Source organism: Streptomyces violaceoruber (assembly GCF_033406955.1).
Classification (GTDB): Bacteria; Actinomycetota; Actinomycetes; order Streptomycetales; family Streptomycetaceae; genus Streptomyces; species Streptomyces violaceoruber.
In genome coordinates, this window is sequence record NZ_CP137734.1 from 5055894 (window position 1) to 5070423 (window position 14530).

Consider the following 14530-nt stretch of genomic DNA (forward strand, 5'->3'; position numbering starts at 1 on the left):
GGAGCTCAGAACTGGCCGTTGCCGAGCAGTTCGCCGTCGGCATCGTAGATCGTGACGAGGCCGTTCTCGCTGTCCTTCCAGTCGGCGAACGCGGAGGCGATGAGCTTGGCCGGACCCGTGCCGGAGCCCATGATGCCGCCGGTGAAGTCGGTGTAGACGTCGGCGGCGTCGAGGATGTCGTTCTGCTCGTCGGCGCCCTGCACCTTGGTGACGTGGGAGACGGCGTCCTTCTCCTTGGGCGTCCCGTTCTTCTGCACGAACGCCTTGAACTGCTCGGCCTGGGAGGCCTTCTCGGCGGCCTTGTCCTCCGCGGGCTTCGCCTCGGACGCGCCGTCCGCCTTCGCGCCGTCCGCCTTCGCGCCGTCCGCGCCCGCGCCGTCCTGCTTCTCGCCCGCGCTCGCCGAGGTCCGGTCGCCGCTCTTGGCGCCGCCGTCCCCGTCGCCCGCGTTCGCCGACAGCGCGCCGATGACGGCGATCCCCACCACCGCGCCCAGCGCGATCTTGGTCTTCATGCCCATGTCGTCAGTCCTCTCCCCAGAGACGGATCGGCGACCGTGAACCGAAGCTCGCCGCTTCGGCCGGTCCGATGGGTCAATCAGACCAGAGCTTGTGAACCGAGTCAACACGGTTCACGGAGTCACGCAAGTACACGATGTGAACGGGGTCGGATCGCGTTCATCGGTAGGATCGGCCCCACACACCAGGACGAGGGGGCCCCGAGCGTGCAGGAACACGGGACAGAGGTGACCGCCGCCGGTATCGCGCGGCTCGCCGGCGTCGGCCGCGCCGCCGTCAGCAACTGGCGCCGTCGGCACGCGGACTTCCCCAGACCGGTCGGCGGCACCGAGACCAGCCCGTCCTTCGCCCTCGCCGACGTCGAGGCATGGCTGCGCGCCCAGGGCAAACTCGCCGAGGTCCCCCCGCGCGAACGCGTCTGGCAGCAACTGGCCGGCCACCCGGAGGGCCCGGTCGCCGCCCTGGTGCAGGCCGGCTGCGTCCTCCTGCTGATCCACGACCGCCCCACCCTCTGGCTGGACGCGAGCGCCGGCTCCGACGAACGCCTCGCCGACCTGCTGCCCGCCGCCCTCGACCAGGTGCTCGACGCCCGCTTCGGCACCGGCCCCCAGCGCGCCGTCACCACCCCGGCCGGCCCCCGGCTGCTCCCCTCCGCACCGCTGCTGCGCGGCGCCGCCGAACTCGCCGCCGGACCGGGCGCCCGCAAGGCCTACGAGTTCCTGCTCGGCCGGCACCTCGACGCCAACCCGCGGCAGTACACGCTCACCCCGGACCCGCTCGCCGACCTGATGGCCGAACTCGCCGGTCCCGCCCGCACGGTGCTCGACCCCGCCTGCGGCACCGGCTCCCTGCTCCGCGCCGCTGCCGCCACCACCCGGCCCGGGCAGGAGCTGTACGGCCAGGAGAGCGAACCCGCGCTGGCCGCCCTCACCGCGCTGCGGCTCGCCCTGAGCACGGACGCCACCGTGCGCATCGCCGCAGGTGACAGCCTGCGCGCCGACGCCCGCACCGGCCTGCGCGCCGACGCCGCGCTGTGCCACCCGCCGTTCAACGAGCGCAACTGGGGCCACGACGAACTCGCCTACGACCCCCGCTGGGAGTACGGCTTCCCGGCCCGCACCGAGTCCGAACTGGCCTGGGTGCAGCACGCCCTGGCCCGGGTCAGGGACGGCGGCACCGTCGTCGTCCTGATGCCGCCCGCCGCGGCCTCCCGCCGCTCCGGCCGCCGGGTCCGCGCCGACCTGCTGCGCCGGGGCGCGCTGCACGCCGTCATCGCCCTGCCGGTCGGCGCGGCACCGCCGTACAACCTCCCCCTGCACCTGTGGGTGCTGCGCCGGCCCGAGCGGGCGCCCGCACAGCCCGGGGTGCTGCTCGCCGACACGGGGCAGTTCGCCGGAGAGGGGCGCGGCGGGCCGGACTGGCGTTCCGTGCGGGACGCCGTACTCGACGCCTGGACCGCGTTCGACCGCACCGGCCGGCTCGACGACCGGCCGGGCCTCGCCCGCTGCCTGCCCGTCATCGAACTCCTCGACGACGACGTCGACCTGGCCCCCGCCCGCCACCTGCCGCCCCCCACCGCCACCGGCGGCACCGAACGGCTCACGGACGTACGCGAGCGCCTCGACGAGACCCTGCGCCTGACCGCGGAGCTGGCCCCCGCGGCCCCCGGCACCGGACGCGCCGCACCGCGCAGGCCGCTCACCACCGTCGGCGAACTCGCCCGCGGCGGCGCCCTCGTGCTGCGCACCGGCACGAACGGCGGCCACGCGCGCGTGCCCCTGCTCACCGACCACGACGTCCTCACCGGCACGGGCCCCTCGGGCACCCTCCCGGAGGGCGACGAGGAACCCGTCCTGACCGAACCCGGTGACGTCGTCGTGCCCGTCCTCGGCGGCGGCTCCGTCGCGCGCGTGATCGACGCGGACACGGCCGGCGCCGCCCTCGGACGCAACCTCGTGCTCCTGCGCCCCGACCCCGCCGCCCTCGACCCCTGGTTCCTCGCCGGGTTCCTGCGCGGCACCGCCAACCACCGGCAGGCCAGCAGCTACGCCTCCACCGCCACCCGCCTCGACGTACGGCGCCTCCAACTGCCCCGGCTGCCCCTCGAAGCCCAGCGCGGCTACGGCGACCGCTTCCGCGCCCTCGACGAGTTCGAGCGCGCGCTGCGCCTCGCGGGCCGCCTGGGGGAGCAACTGGCGCGGGGCATGTACGACGGGCTCACGGACGGCACGGTCGCCCCCGACTGAGCCGCCCGCGCGGGCCGAGTGACCAGGACGACAACGGTTCGGTACAACCCGGGGCCGCTCGTCCGTGTCGGCCTATACGCTCGACTCCGCACCGGTCGCCCGGCGCACGTCCGTCTCGTCAGGTCTCCAGGAGAAGTCATGCACGGCCACGGCTATGCGCCGCCACCGCCGCCGCGCCGCCCCAGGACCGCGGTGCTGGTCCTGTCGCGCGTCTTCTTCGTGGCCCTGGCCCTGTTGAGCATCGGGTTCCTCGCCTGGATATCGACGCTGTACGCGGCCATCGTGAGCCGTCGGCCGCGCGACTGGTGGGTCTTCGCCGCGACCGCCGCCGCCCTGGTGATCAGTTTCTGCTTCCTGGCCACCGACGACACCGACGACTTCAGCACCCCGGCCGGCACCACCGGAATGATCATCCTGCTGCTCAACGCCTGCGTCTGCGCCGGGTACTTCCTCTACGCCGACATCAGTCACCACCGGCGGCCGCCCCACCCCGGCCACGTCGTCGCGATGCCGCCGCCCCCGGCGGCCGGATACGGACACCCGCAGCCCTCGTACCCCTACACCCCGCCACCCGCCGCCCCCGTGCAGACGCCGGTCCCGCCGTACCAGGCCGCGCCGCCGCAGCACCCCCCGGCGCCCGCCCGCATCGACCAGGTCCGCGCCGAACTCGACGAGCTCAGCGACTACCTGCGCAACCACGACGGCCGCGACGGCCGCGACGGCGGCCACCGGGGCGGAAGGTGACCGCGGCGGCCGGACGCGTGGTCGCCGGCCGGTACGAGCTGTCCACGCTCATCGGCCAGGGCGGCATGGGACAGGTCTGGACGGCCTACGACCGGCGCCTGGACCGGCGCGTGGCGGTGAAGCTGCTGCGCCCCGACAAGGTCGCCGGGGCGGAGGCCGACGAACTGCGCCGCCGGTTCGTGCGCGAGTGCCGCATCACCGCGCAGGTCGACCACCCCGGCCTGGTCACGGTGCACGACGCGGGCAGCGAGGGCGAGGAGCTGTTCCTCGTCATGCAGTACGTGGACGGCGCCGACCTCTCCGACCACCTCGCCGAGCACGATCCGTACCCCTGGCAGTGGGCCGTCGCGGTCGCCGCCCAGCTGTGCGCCGTCCTCAGCGCCGTGCACGCCGTGCCGATCGTCCACCGCGACCTCAAGCCGCGCAACGTCATGGTCAAGCAGGACGGCACCGTCACGGTCCTCGACCTCGGCGTCGCCTCCGTCATGGACGCCGACACCACCCGCCTCACCCACACCGGCACCCCCATCGGCTCGCCCGCCTACATGGCGCCCGAGCAGGCCATGGGCGGCGCCGTCGGCCCGTACACCGACCTGTACGCACTCGGCGTACTGCTGCACGAACTGCTCAGCGGCGACGTCCCGTTCGCGGGATCCACGGCGCTCGGCGTACTGCACCGGCACCTGTACGAGCCCCCGCTGCCCGTGCGCCGCATCCGCCCCGAGGTCCCGGAGGCGCTCGAAGCCCTGGTCCTGCGCCTGCTCGCCAAGGACCCGCAGCACCGCCCCGACTCCGCGCAGGAGGTCTACGAGCACCTCGCACTGCTGCTCCCCGCGCTCGGCGTGCCCACCGGCGGCCCCCTGGACCCCACCCGCCCCTTCGTGCGCCCGCACGCCCCCTGGCCGGACCGCGCCCGCACCCCCGCGCCGCAACCGGCCCCCGTACCGCCCGCCGCCGAGGCCGCCAAGCCGGACGTCGCCCGCGCCGTCGACGACGTCAAGCGCCTCCTCGGCGAGGGCCGCATCACCCAGGCCGTCGACGTCCTCGGCGCGATCCTGCCCGCCGCCGCCGAACAGCACGGCGAACGCTCCCCGGTCGTGCGCACTCTGCGCAGGCAGTACGCGGCGACCCTCATGGACGACGGCCAGTACCGGCGCGCCCTGCCCGAACTGCGCCGCCTCGCCGACGAACGCGCCGCCGAGGCCGGCCAGGCCGACCCGCAGTGCCTGCGCCACCGCTACGACGCGGCCCAGTGCCTGGAACAGCTCGGCGAACCGGCCGCCGCCCTCGCCGAGTACCGGGCGCTGCTGCCGTACTACGAGAACCAGTACGTCGCCGGCGACCCCGACCTGGCCCACGACGTCCGCCGCCGCATCGGCCACCTCCTGCTCGCCCTCGGCGACCGCGCCGCCGCCCACGACACGCTGGCCCGGCTGCTGCACGACGTGGAGCGCGTCCACGGTCCCGGCCATCCGCTCGCGGCCGACATCCGGCGCACGCTCCAGTGGCTGGGCCGGATGCACGGCTGACCACCGCCGCCACGCGGACCGGGTACGAGGCGGTGCCCGAAGTCCTGATGAATCGTTGGTCCAATGGGTTGGCCAGAGCCGGGCCACTGCCTAACATCGATCATCGCAAGACTTTGTGCACCGTCGCACAATCTCCAACGGGAGGTTCCCTTGCACCGCCGCCGTCGCTCCGCGCTCCTCCTCACCGCCGCGATCGCCGCCGCGGCACCCCTGCTCGCCGCCTGCGGCAACGACGCGCATCCGGGCGCGGCGGCCGTCGTCGGCGACCAGCGGATCACCGTCGCCCAGCTGGAGAACCGCGTGGACGAGGTGCGCGAGGCACAGCGCGCCGCCGTCCCGGACGACACCCAGTACCAGCAGGTCGTCGCCCGGACCGGCACCCTCACCCGCGACACCCTGCACGGCATGGTCCTCGACCGGGTCCTGCACCGCGCCGCCCAGGACGCCGGGGTGACCGTCAGCCGCAAGGAAGTGCAGGACATGCGCGGCGAGCTGGAGAAGCAGGCCGGCGGCCCCGAGCAGCTGGAGACGGTCTGGCTCCAGCAGTACGGCGTCGCCCCCGACCGCCTCGACGACAACCTCCTCGTCCAGATCGAGGCCCAGAAGCTCGCCCAGAGCCTCGGCACCGACACCAGCCGCCCCGAGTTCTGGCAGGCCCTGTCCGAGGCCTCCAAGAAGCTCGGCGTCGACCTCAACCCGCGCTACGGCGCCTGGGACGTCCAGAAGAGCAGCCGCGTCGACACGCGGACACCGTGGGTGCGGGAGATCACGGCGGCGGGCTCCCAGCAGCCGGCTTAGTACCCCTGAGCAGCGGCGATACCGCCCCCTGTGGACAACTCGGGGGGCCGTCGGCGGTGTGCGTTAGGTTCGAGGAGTGAACGCAACCACCGCCGGCGCGACCGCCCCCGACCAGGGCCGCATCGTCCTGCTCACCACCAGCCACCGCGTCGCCCCCGGCCTGCTGTCCTGGCCCGCGTGGCAGGCCCTGCGCACCGCCGACCGCGTCGTGTGCGCCGACGGAGCCCACCCCCAGCTGCCCTATCTGCGCGAGGCGGGGATACGGGTCGAGGAGACGGCCCCGACCGCCGAGGAACTGGTGGACGACTGCGCCGGCGGCCGTACCGCGGTGGTCGTCGCGACCGGCGAGGGCGACCCCGCGCTCACCGACGGCCTGGCCCGCCTCGCCGGCTCCGGCCGCGTCCCGATGCCCGACCTCGAACTGCTCCCCGCCTCCTACGACCTCCCGGGCGCCCGCCTCCTCGACCTCGTCCAGGTCATGGACCGCATCCGCCTCGAATGCCCCTGGTCCTCGCAGCGCACCCACGAGGGGCTGGCCAAGTACGCCATCGAGGAGGCGTACGAACTCGTCGAGGCCATCGAGGACGGCGACCGCGACGAGCTGCGCGAGGAGCTGGGAGACGTGCTCCTCCAGGTCGTCTTCCACGCCCGCATCGCCGAGGAGGACCCCGACGCCCCGTTCTCCGTGGACGACGTGGCCGGCACCATCGTCGACAAGCTCGTCCACCGCCATCCGCACGTCTTCGGCGACGAGACGGCCGACACCCCCGAGGAGGTCCGCGCCCACTGGCTGCGCACCAAGGCCGCCGAGAAGCAGCGCACCTCGGTCACCGAGGGCGTCCCCCTCGGCCAGCCCGGCCTGGCCCTCGCCGCCAAGCTCCACTCCCGCGTCCGCACCGCGGGCCTCGACGTCCCGCTCCCCGCCGGCGAGGGCATCGGCTACGACCTGCTCGCCCTCGCCGCCCGAGCCGAGTCCGAGGGCACCGACCCCGAGGCGGCCCTGAGAGCGGCGGCCCGCACCTACCGGGACGCGATCCGGGCGGTCGAGGGATGACCGGCAGCTCTTCCGCCCCGGTCCCCGAGCTGTTCAGCTGGGAGTTCGCGAGCGATCCGTACCCCGCCTACGCGTGGCTGCGCGAGCACGCCCCCGTGCACCGCACCCGGTTGCCCAGCGGAGTGGAGGCGTGGCTGGTCACCCGGTACGCCGACGCGAAACAGGCGCTCGCCGACCCGCGGCTGTCCAAGAACCCGGCCCACCACGACGAGCCCGCGCACGCCAAGGGCAAGACCGGCATCCCGGGGGAGCGCAAGGCCGAGCTGATGACCCATCTGCTCAATATCGACCCGCCCGACCACACCAGGCTGCGGCGGCTGGTCAGCAAGGCGTTCACACCGCGCCGCGTGGCCGAGTTCGCGCCCCGGGTGCAGGAGCTGGCCGACGGTCTCATCGACCGGTTCGCGGACACCGGCTCCGCCGACCTGATCCACGATTTCGCCTTCCCGCTGCCCATCTACGCCATCTGCGACCTGCTCGGCGTCCCCCGCGAGGACCAGGACGACTTCCGGGACTGGGCGGGCATGATGATCCGTCACCAAGGGGGTCCGCGCGGCGGCGTAGCCCGGTCGGTGAAGAAGATGCGCGGCTACCTCGCCGACCTCATCCACCGCAAGCGCGCCGCGCTGCCACCCGAGCCCGCCCCCGGCGAGGACCTCATCTCCGGCCTGATCCGCGCCTCCGACCACGGTGAGCACCTCACCGAGAACGAGGCCGCGGCCATGGCCTTCATCCTGCTCTTCGCAGGGTTCGAGACCACGGTCAACCTCGTGGGCAACGGCACGTACGCCCTGCTCACCCATCCCGAGCAGCGGGAGCGGCTGCAGACCTCGCTGGCCGCCGGGGAGCGCGGCCTGCTGGAGACCGGCGTCGAGGAACTCCTGCGGTACGACGGCCCGGTGGAGCTGGCCACCTGGCGCTTCGCCACCCGGCCGCTGACCATCGGCGGCCAGGACGTCGCGGCCGGCGACCCGGTCCTCGTCGTGCTGGCCGCCGCCGACCGGGACCCGGAGCGGTTCACCGACCCGGACACCCTGGACCTCGCCCGCCGCGACAGCCAGCACCTCGGGTACGGCCACGGCATCCACTACTGCCTCGGCGCCCCGCTCGCCCGGCTGGAGGGGCAGACGGCGCTGGCCACGCTGCTGACCCGGCTGCCGGACCTCCGCCTCGCCGCTGACCCGGCCGAACTCCGGTGGCGCGGCGGCCTCATCATGCGAGGTCTGCGCACCTTGCCCGTCTCGTTCACACCGCCCGCGTCATCGGCCGGCAACGGTCCGTCGCCGACGCAAAAGTGACACGCGCTCAACTCTGTGATCTTCACGTGATCTGCGCGGCATGAACTTGTGACAAGCGATGATCTCCCTATACGTTCACGGATCAACGTGGTGTCGAGCGTCAACCGCCGCGTGGTCCCCGTCGTCTTGTGAAAGGTCGTCGCATGCTCTCCGGGAACGGTCGTCACCGCCGCCCCCGCCAGGCACCCGCACTGGTCGTCGCCGCCGGAGTGACCGGCTCCGCCATCGCGATCCCGCTGCTCGGCGCCACCGGCGCCCACGCGGCCGACTCCACGAACTGGGACCAGGTCGCCGAGTGCGAGACCGGCGGCGCCTGGAGCCAGAACAGCGGCAACGGGTACTACGGCGGCCTGCAGCTGTCCCAGGATGCCTGGGAGCAGTACGGCGGTCTGGACTACGCTCCCAGCGCCGACCAGGCCAGTCGCTCCCAGCAGATAAGAATCGCCGAGAAGATACACGCGTCGCAGGGCATCGCCGCCTGGCCGACCTGCGGTCTGCTCGCCGGCCTGGGCAACGGCTCCGGGGGCACGGGCGACGGCTCCGGCGCGGCCGGTGACGGGGCGTCGGAAGGTTCGGACGCCTCGGGGGAGCAGGACACCACCAAGTCGTCCGAATCGCCCGCGACCACCGAAACGCCCGAGTCGTCCCAGTCATCCGAGTCGTCCGGCTCGTCCGAGACGCCGGAGTCGACGTCCGGAGCATCCTCTTCGTCCCCTTCGCCCTCTTCTTCGCCGTCGTCGTCTGACGCCCCGTCCGACGGTTCGAGCGGCGCGTCGGGCGACTCGTCCGACGGTGCGGGCCAATCCGCCAAGCCGGACACTTCCACCGAATCCGACCCCTCCGGCAGTGCCGAACCGCAGGGCACCGAGGGCTCGTCCGGCTCCGGCAAGCACCGCGGCGGCAGCGCGGACGAGGGTGCGACGGGAGAGGGCCGTACGGACCCGGCGTCGGGCCGCCACGCCTCGCGCGACGGTGGCGAGCGAGAGGCCGGGGACGGGCGTTACGTCGTCCGCACCGGCGACAGTCTCTGGGCCATCGCCGACTCCCTTGACGTCGACGGCGGGTGGCACGCGCTCTACGCCGACAACGAGACCGTCGTCGGTGCCGACCCCGACCACATCCTGCCCGGTCAGACGCTCACGGTCACGGGCGAATCGGGCGAAAAGTAGAGGGAGTTCGCGTCACGGTTAGAGACCGTATGTCCCTTTTGGATCTCGTGAGAGATAGGTCTCAGAAGCCGTGATCGTCTTTGAAAATCCGCGGAGCGCGTGTCTACGGTCATGACCGCTCGCCACCGCGGGCCCCGACAGCCGCAACGCCGAATCCTGCCAGCGGCCGTACGGGAACAGTCGTCGCGTCAAGCGCCGAAGGCAGGAGCGGGGGACCCAAGGTAAGTGCCGCACCGGGCAGTTGAGCCGGAGCGGCTAGGGGTGGAGCCGAGTTCCGCGAGGAACCCGGCCGGGCAACTCAACCGGCCCGAACCCGACAGCTCACCTCGCAGGCGTCGGTGAGGGGATCAACCATGCTGTTTTCCGGCAAGGGCAAGCACCGTCGTCCGTCCAAGGCCACCCGTGTCATCGCCGTCGCCGGCGTCACCGGTGCCGCCGTCGCCGCCCCGCTGATGGCGGCCGGCAACGCCTCCGCCGCCACCGCGTCCGAGTGGGACGCCGTTGCCCAGTGCGAGTCCGGCGGCAACTGGTCCATCAACACCGGCAACGGTTACTACGGCGGTCTGCAGTTCTCCGCCTCCACCTGGGCCGCCTACGGCGGTACCCAGTACGCCTCCACCGCCGACCAGGCGAGCAAGTCCCAGCAGATCCAGATCGCCGAGAAGGTGCTCGCGGGCCAGGGCAAGGGTGCCTGGCCGGTCTGCGGCACCGGCCTGTCGGGCGCCGCCTACACCGGTGGCGGCTCCGAGGGCAGCGGCTCCGGCAGCTCCGAGGGCTCGCAGAGCCAGAGCAGCGGCTCCACCGCCGAGCGCTCCACCGAGCAGAAGGCCTCCCGCTCCGCCGAGCGCCCGGCCGCCGAGCCGAAGGCCGAGAAGCCCGCCGCGAAGAAGAAGACCGTCACCACCCCGACCGGCAAGAAGGTCGAGAAGGGCGACGGCGAGTACAAGGTCGTCAAGGGCGACACCCTCAGCTCGATCGCCGAGGAGCACGACGTCAAGGGCGGCTGGGCGAAGCTGTTCAAGCTGAACGACGACATCGTCGACGACGCCGACCTGATCTACCCGGGCCAGCAGCTGCACCTGAAGTAAGCGGCGGCGGTCCCGTGACTCCCGCCCCGGTGCGTGTTCCCCCGTACGCACCGGGGCGGGACTTTTCATGTTCCGCCTTTGTTCCGTTCGGAAACAATTTACTCTCGGTTCTGTCCAGCGGGTGGGCGATCGGCTGGCCGATCGCCCGGAGCCGGTTAGGCTCGGTCCCGCAGAGCCGTCGCGGTCCCGCGGGACCGCGGCAGACCGAAGCGCCACCGTGAAGCGTCACAGTGAAGCGTCACATTGAAGAAGGAGATGCTCGTGCCGTCCATCGACGTCGTCGTAGCCCGGGAAATCCTGGACTCCCGAGGCAACCCCACGGTCGAGGTCGAGGTCGGCCTCGACGACGGCAGCACGGGTCGTGCCGCCGTTCCGTCCGGCGCCTCCACCGGTGCCTTCGAGGCCATCGAGCTGCGTGACGGCGACCCGAGCCGTTACCTCGGCAAGGGCGTCGAGAAGGCCGTGCTGGCCGTCATCGAGCAGATCGGCCCGGAGCTGGTCGGCTACGACGCCACCGAGCAGCGCCTGATCGACCAGGCCATGTTCGACCTGGACGCCACCGACAACAAGGGCTCGCTCGGCGCCAACGCCATCCTCGGCGTCTCCCTCGCCGTCGCCCACGCCGCCTCCGAGGCCAGCGACCTGCCGCTCTTCCGCTACCTGGGCGGCCCGAACGCGCACCTGCTGCCGGTGCCGATGATGAACATCCTGAACGGCGGCTCGCACGCCGACTCCAACGTGGACATCCAGGAGTTCATGATCGCCCCGATCGGCGCGGAGTCCTTCTCCGAGGCGCTGCGCTGGGGCGCCGAGGTCTACCACACCCTCAAGAAGGTCCTGAAGAACAAGGGCCTGGCCACCGGCCTCGGCGACGAGGGCGGCTTCGCCCCGAACCTGGGCTCCAACCGCGAGGCCCTCGACCTCATCCTCGAGGCGATCAAGGAGGCCGGCTACACCCCCGGCGAGCAGATCGCCCTCGCGCTCGACGTCGCCGCGTCCGAGTTCTACAAGGACGGCTCCTACGCCTTCGAGGGCAAGAACCGCTCCGCCGCCGAGATGACCGAGTACTACGCCGAGCTGGTCGAGGCGTACCCGCTGGTCTCCATCGAGGACCCGCTGTTCGAGGACGACTGGGACGGCTGGAACACCATCACCGCCAAGCTCGGCGACAAGGTGCAGCTGGTCGGCGACGACCTGTTCGTCACCAACCCGGAGCGCCTGGCCCGCGGCATCGAGGAGAACTCGGCCAACGCCCTGCTCGTCAAGGTCAACCAGATCGGTTCGCTGACCGAGACTCTGGACGCCGTCGAGCTGGCCCAGCGCAACGGCTTCAAGTGCATGATGTCCCACCGCTCCGGCGAGACCGAGGACGTCACCATCGCCGACCTGGCCGTCGCCACCAACTGCGGCCAGATCAAGACCGGCGCCCCGGCCCGCTCCGAGCGCGTCGCCAAGTACAACCAGCTGCTGCGCATCGAGGAGATCCTCGACGACGCCGCGGTGTACGCCGGCCGCAGCGCCTTCCCCCGCTTCAAGGGCTGACGGCCCGGTAGAAGGCAGCGTCGTACGTACGTCCCCGTATCCGGTCCCGTACCGTGTGCGGGGACGTACGCGCGTGCACGGGAGGCGGAGACCAGATGGCCGTGAAGGACCGGGACCGTTTCTCCACCGCGACCAGGATCCGGATCATCGGGGAACAGACCGCGGCCCGGGTCTACCGCTCGCAGACCAAGCGCCAGGCCCGGCGCTCCCGGCTGACCGGCCGGGCCGCGCTGCTGGCGATGGTGCTCTGCTCGCTCGTCGTGGCGCTCGCCTACCCGATCCGGCAGTACGTCGCACAGCGCGCCGAGATCGCCGATCTCCAGCGGGAGCAGCGGGAGACCCGGCAGCGGGTCGAGGACCTGCGCGACCTCAAGGCACGCTGGCAGGACGACGCCTACGCCGAGCAGCAGGTCCGGCTGCGGCTGCACTACGTGATGCCGGGGGAGACGGGGTTCGTCGTCGTCGACCCGGAGGCGGCCGAGCAGACCCGCGCCCGGGCCGGCGCCGCCGACCGTCCCTGGTACCAGAACGTGTGGGACGGGGTCGACAAGGCCGACGCCGTCGCCCGCCGGCAGTGAACCCACCGCGCCGATCGCGCCGGCGGCTTCGTCCGCGTCGGCCGCTCCGGCAGTGACTCAACAGGAAGACCAGCAGAAGACAGTCATGCAGACTCCCCCGCCGACCACCCCGCGCACCGAGCCGACCGACGCGGACGTGGCGGCCTTCAAGCAGCAGCTCGGACGTCCGCCGCGCGGACTGCGGGCCATCGCGCACCGCTGCCCGTGCGGACAGCCCGACGTGGTGGAGACGGCGCCGCGGCTGCCCGACGGCACGCCCTTCCCCACGCTGTACTACCTGACGTGTCCGAAGGCGGCCTCCGCCATCGGCACGCTGGAGGCGAACGGCGTGATGAAGGAGATGACCGAGCGGCTGGCCACCGACCCGGAGCTGGCCGCCGCCTACCGCGCCGCGCACGAGGACTACATCCGGCGCCGCGACGAGATCGAGGAGCTGACGGGCTTCCCGAGCGCGGGCGGCATGCCGGACCGTGTGAAGTGCCTGCACGTGCTGGTCGCCCACTCGCTGGCCGCCGGCCCCGGCGTCAACCCGCTGGGCGACGAGGCGATCGCGATGCTGCCCGAGTGGTGGCGCAAGGGCCCGTGCGTGACGCCCACCGAGCAGACCGACGAGACCGACGAGACCGGCCAGGAGGACGCCCAGTGACCCGTGTCGCCGCCGTCGACTGCGGTACGAACTCCATCCGGCTGCTGGTGGCCGACGCCGACCCCGCCACGGGCGAGCTGACCGACCTGGACCGCCGCATGACCATCGTGCGGCTCGGCCAGGGCGTCGACCGCACCGGGCGGCTCGCGCCCGAGGCGCTGGAGCGGACCTTCGCCGCCTGCCGCGAGTACGCCGAGGTCGTCAAGGCGCACGGCGCGGAGCGGCTGCGCTTCGTCGCCACCTCCGCCTCCCGCGACGCGGAGAACCGGGACGACTTCGTGCGCGGTGTGCTGGACATCCTGGGCGTCGAGCCCGAGGTCATCTCGGGCGACCAGGAGGCCGAGTTCTCCTTCACCGGGGCGACGAAGGAACTGACCGGCCGGGCGGACCTCGACAAGCCCTACCTGGTCGTCGACATCGGCGGCGGCTCCACCGAGTTCGTCGTCGGCGAGGACCACGTGCGCGCCGCCCGCTCGGTGGACGTCGGCTGCGTCCGGATGACCGAGCGGCACCTGGTGCGCGACGGCGCGGTGACCGATCCGCCCACCGCGGAGCAGGTCGCCGCGATGCGGGCCGACATCGAGGCCGCCCTGGACCTGGCCGGGCGGACGGTGCCACTGGGCGAGGCGCGCACGCTGGTGGGTCTGGCCGGTTCGGTGACGACGGTGTCCGCGATCGCGCAGGAGCTGCCGGAGTACGACTCGGCCGCCATCCACCACTCCCGCGTCTCTCGCGACCGGGTCCGGGAGATCACCGACTGGCTGCTGGCCTCCACCCACGCCGAGCGCGCGGCGGTTGCGTCCATGCATCCGGGCCGGGTCGACGTGATCGCGGCCGGGTCACTCGTGCTGCTGGCGATCATGGAGCGTACGGGCGCGGAGGAGGTCGTCGTGAGCGAGCACGACATCCTCGACGGCATCGCGTGGTCGATCGCGTAGGGCGCTCGTGGTGGCGCTGCGGTGGCGGTACCGGTAGCGGTCTGAGCAGGACGGACGACGATTGAGCGGGTGCGGGGGGCCTTTCGGGGCCCCTCGGTGACGTCCCGTCGGGAAAGTTCGTGAAGTTCTTCACAAGGAATTGGGCCCCGTCGGACGACGAAAGCGCGCGCGTTGACCCTTTTGGGGTTTCAACTGCCCTTTGAACGTGTTCAGGTCGGTGTCGCGGAGGGGGCCTGCGGGGCCCTCGCGGAAGGGTGGTCCACCGGTCCCGAAGCGCGGAGGTGCAGCTCACGCGGCATTGACAACGGGGTCCTCTACACGCTGGTTCCCTCGCCCACCATGATCTCCGTCACGTGGGTGGCGGATGGTAGCACAGCGCCCGCC

At 72.6% G+C, this 14530-nt stretch carries 13 protein-coding genes and 1 riboswitch; of the genes, 12 read left to right on the forward strand and 1 reads right to left on the reverse strand.

Going from position 1 to position 14530, the window contains the following annotated elements:
• Positions 1 to 5: 5 nt before the first annotated feature.
• The gene (locus R2E43_RS22645; protein ID WP_193486684.1) at positions 6 to 518 is read right to left on the reverse strand and encodes a hypothetical protein; all 513 of its coding nucleotides are present in this window, start codon (positions 516 to 518) and stop codon (positions 6 to 8) included.
• Between the two features lie 204 nt (positions 519 to 722).
• Between R2E43_RS22645 and R2E43_RS22650 the strand changes: the two genes are divergently transcribed.
• The 12 genes from R2E43_RS22650 (at position 723) to R2E43_RS22705 (ending at position 14146) form a co-directional block, all read left to right on the forward strand.
• The gene (locus tag R2E43_RS22650) at positions 723 to 2762 is read left to right on the forward strand and encodes an N-6 DNA methylase (RefSeq protein ID WP_332056517.1); all 2040 of its coding nucleotides are present in this window, start codon (positions 723 to 725) and stop codon (positions 2760 to 2762) included.
• A 138-nt stretch (positions 2763 to 2900) separates the two neighbouring features.
• Entirely contained in the window at positions 2901 to 3506 is a 606-nt protein-coding gene (locus R2E43_RS22655) for a hypothetical protein (RefSeq protein ID WP_030870456.1), read from the forward strand.
• 17 nt (positions 3507 to 3523) lie between these two features.
• The gene (pkaE, locus tag R2E43_RS22660; protein ID WP_003975709.1) at positions 3524 to 5035 is read left to right on the forward strand and encodes a serine/threonine protein kinase PkaE; all 1512 of its coding nucleotides are present in this window, start codon (positions 3524 to 3526) and stop codon (positions 5033 to 5035) included.
• Positions 5036 to 5185: 150 nt separating this feature from the next.
• Entirely contained in the window at positions 5186 to 5833 is a 648-nt protein-coding gene (locus tag R2E43_RS22665; RefSeq protein ID WP_003975710.1) for a SurA N-terminal domain-containing protein, read from the forward strand.
• Positions 5834 to 5909: 76 nt separating this feature from the next.
• A complete protein-coding gene (locus R2E43_RS22670) occupies positions 5910 to 6887 on the forward strand; it encodes a nucleoside triphosphate pyrophosphohydrolase (RefSeq protein WP_003975711.1) in 978 nt (325 codons plus the stop codon).
• Positions 6884 to 8185 (forward strand): cytochrome P450 family protein, encoded by a 1302-nt coding sequence (locus R2E43_RS22675; RefSeq protein ID WP_003975712.1) that lies wholly within the window; start codon positions 6884 to 6886, stop codon positions 8183 to 8185. Before R2E43_RS22670 ends, R2E43_RS22675 begins: the two co-directional genes overlap by 4 nt.
• A gap of 143 nt (positions 8186 to 8328) precedes the next feature.
• A complete protein-coding gene (gene rpfC, locus R2E43_RS22680) occupies positions 8329 to 9354 on the forward strand; it encodes a resuscitation-promoting factor protein RpfC (RefSeq protein WP_011028765.1) in 1026 nt (341 codons plus the stop codon).
• 183 nt (positions 9355 to 9537) lie between these two features.
• Positions 9538 to 9704: riboswitch (cyclic di-AMP (ydaO/yuaA leader) on the forward strand.
• A 3-nt stretch (positions 9705 to 9707) separates the two neighbouring features.
• Positions 9708 to 10442 carry a resuscitation-promoting factor protein RpfA gene (gene rpfA / locus R2E43_RS22685; RefSeq protein ID WP_011028764.1) on the forward strand — a complete coding sequence of 245 codons (735 nt, stop codon included), beginning with the start codon at positions 9708 to 9710 and terminating at the stop codon, positions 10440 to 10442.
• Between the two features lie 261 nt (positions 10443 to 10703).
• Positions 10704 to 11984, forward strand: coding sequence for a phosphopyruvate hydratase (eno, locus tag R2E43_RS22690; RefSeq protein WP_003975715.1), 1281 nt, complete (start codon positions 10704 to 10706; stop codon positions 11982 to 11984).
• Positions 11985 to 12079: 95 nt separating this feature from the next.
• Positions 12080 to 12562, forward strand: coding sequence for a cell division protein DivIC (gene divIC, locus R2E43_RS22695; RefSeq protein WP_003975716.1), 483 nt, complete (start codon positions 12080 to 12082; stop codon positions 12560 to 12562).
• Between the two features lie 85 nt (positions 12563 to 12647).
• Positions 12648 to 13208, forward strand: coding sequence for a DUF501 domain-containing protein (locus R2E43_RS22700; protein WP_011028762.1), 561 nt, complete (start codon positions 12648 to 12650; stop codon positions 13206 to 13208).
• The gene (locus tag R2E43_RS22705) at positions 13205 to 14146 is read left to right on the forward strand and encodes a Ppx/GppA phosphatase family protein (protein WP_003975718.1); all 942 of its coding nucleotides are present in this window, start codon (positions 13205 to 13207) and stop codon (positions 14144 to 14146) included. Before R2E43_RS22700 ends, R2E43_RS22705 begins: the two co-directional genes overlap by 4 nt.
• Positions 14147 to 14530 lie beyond the last annotated feature (384 nt).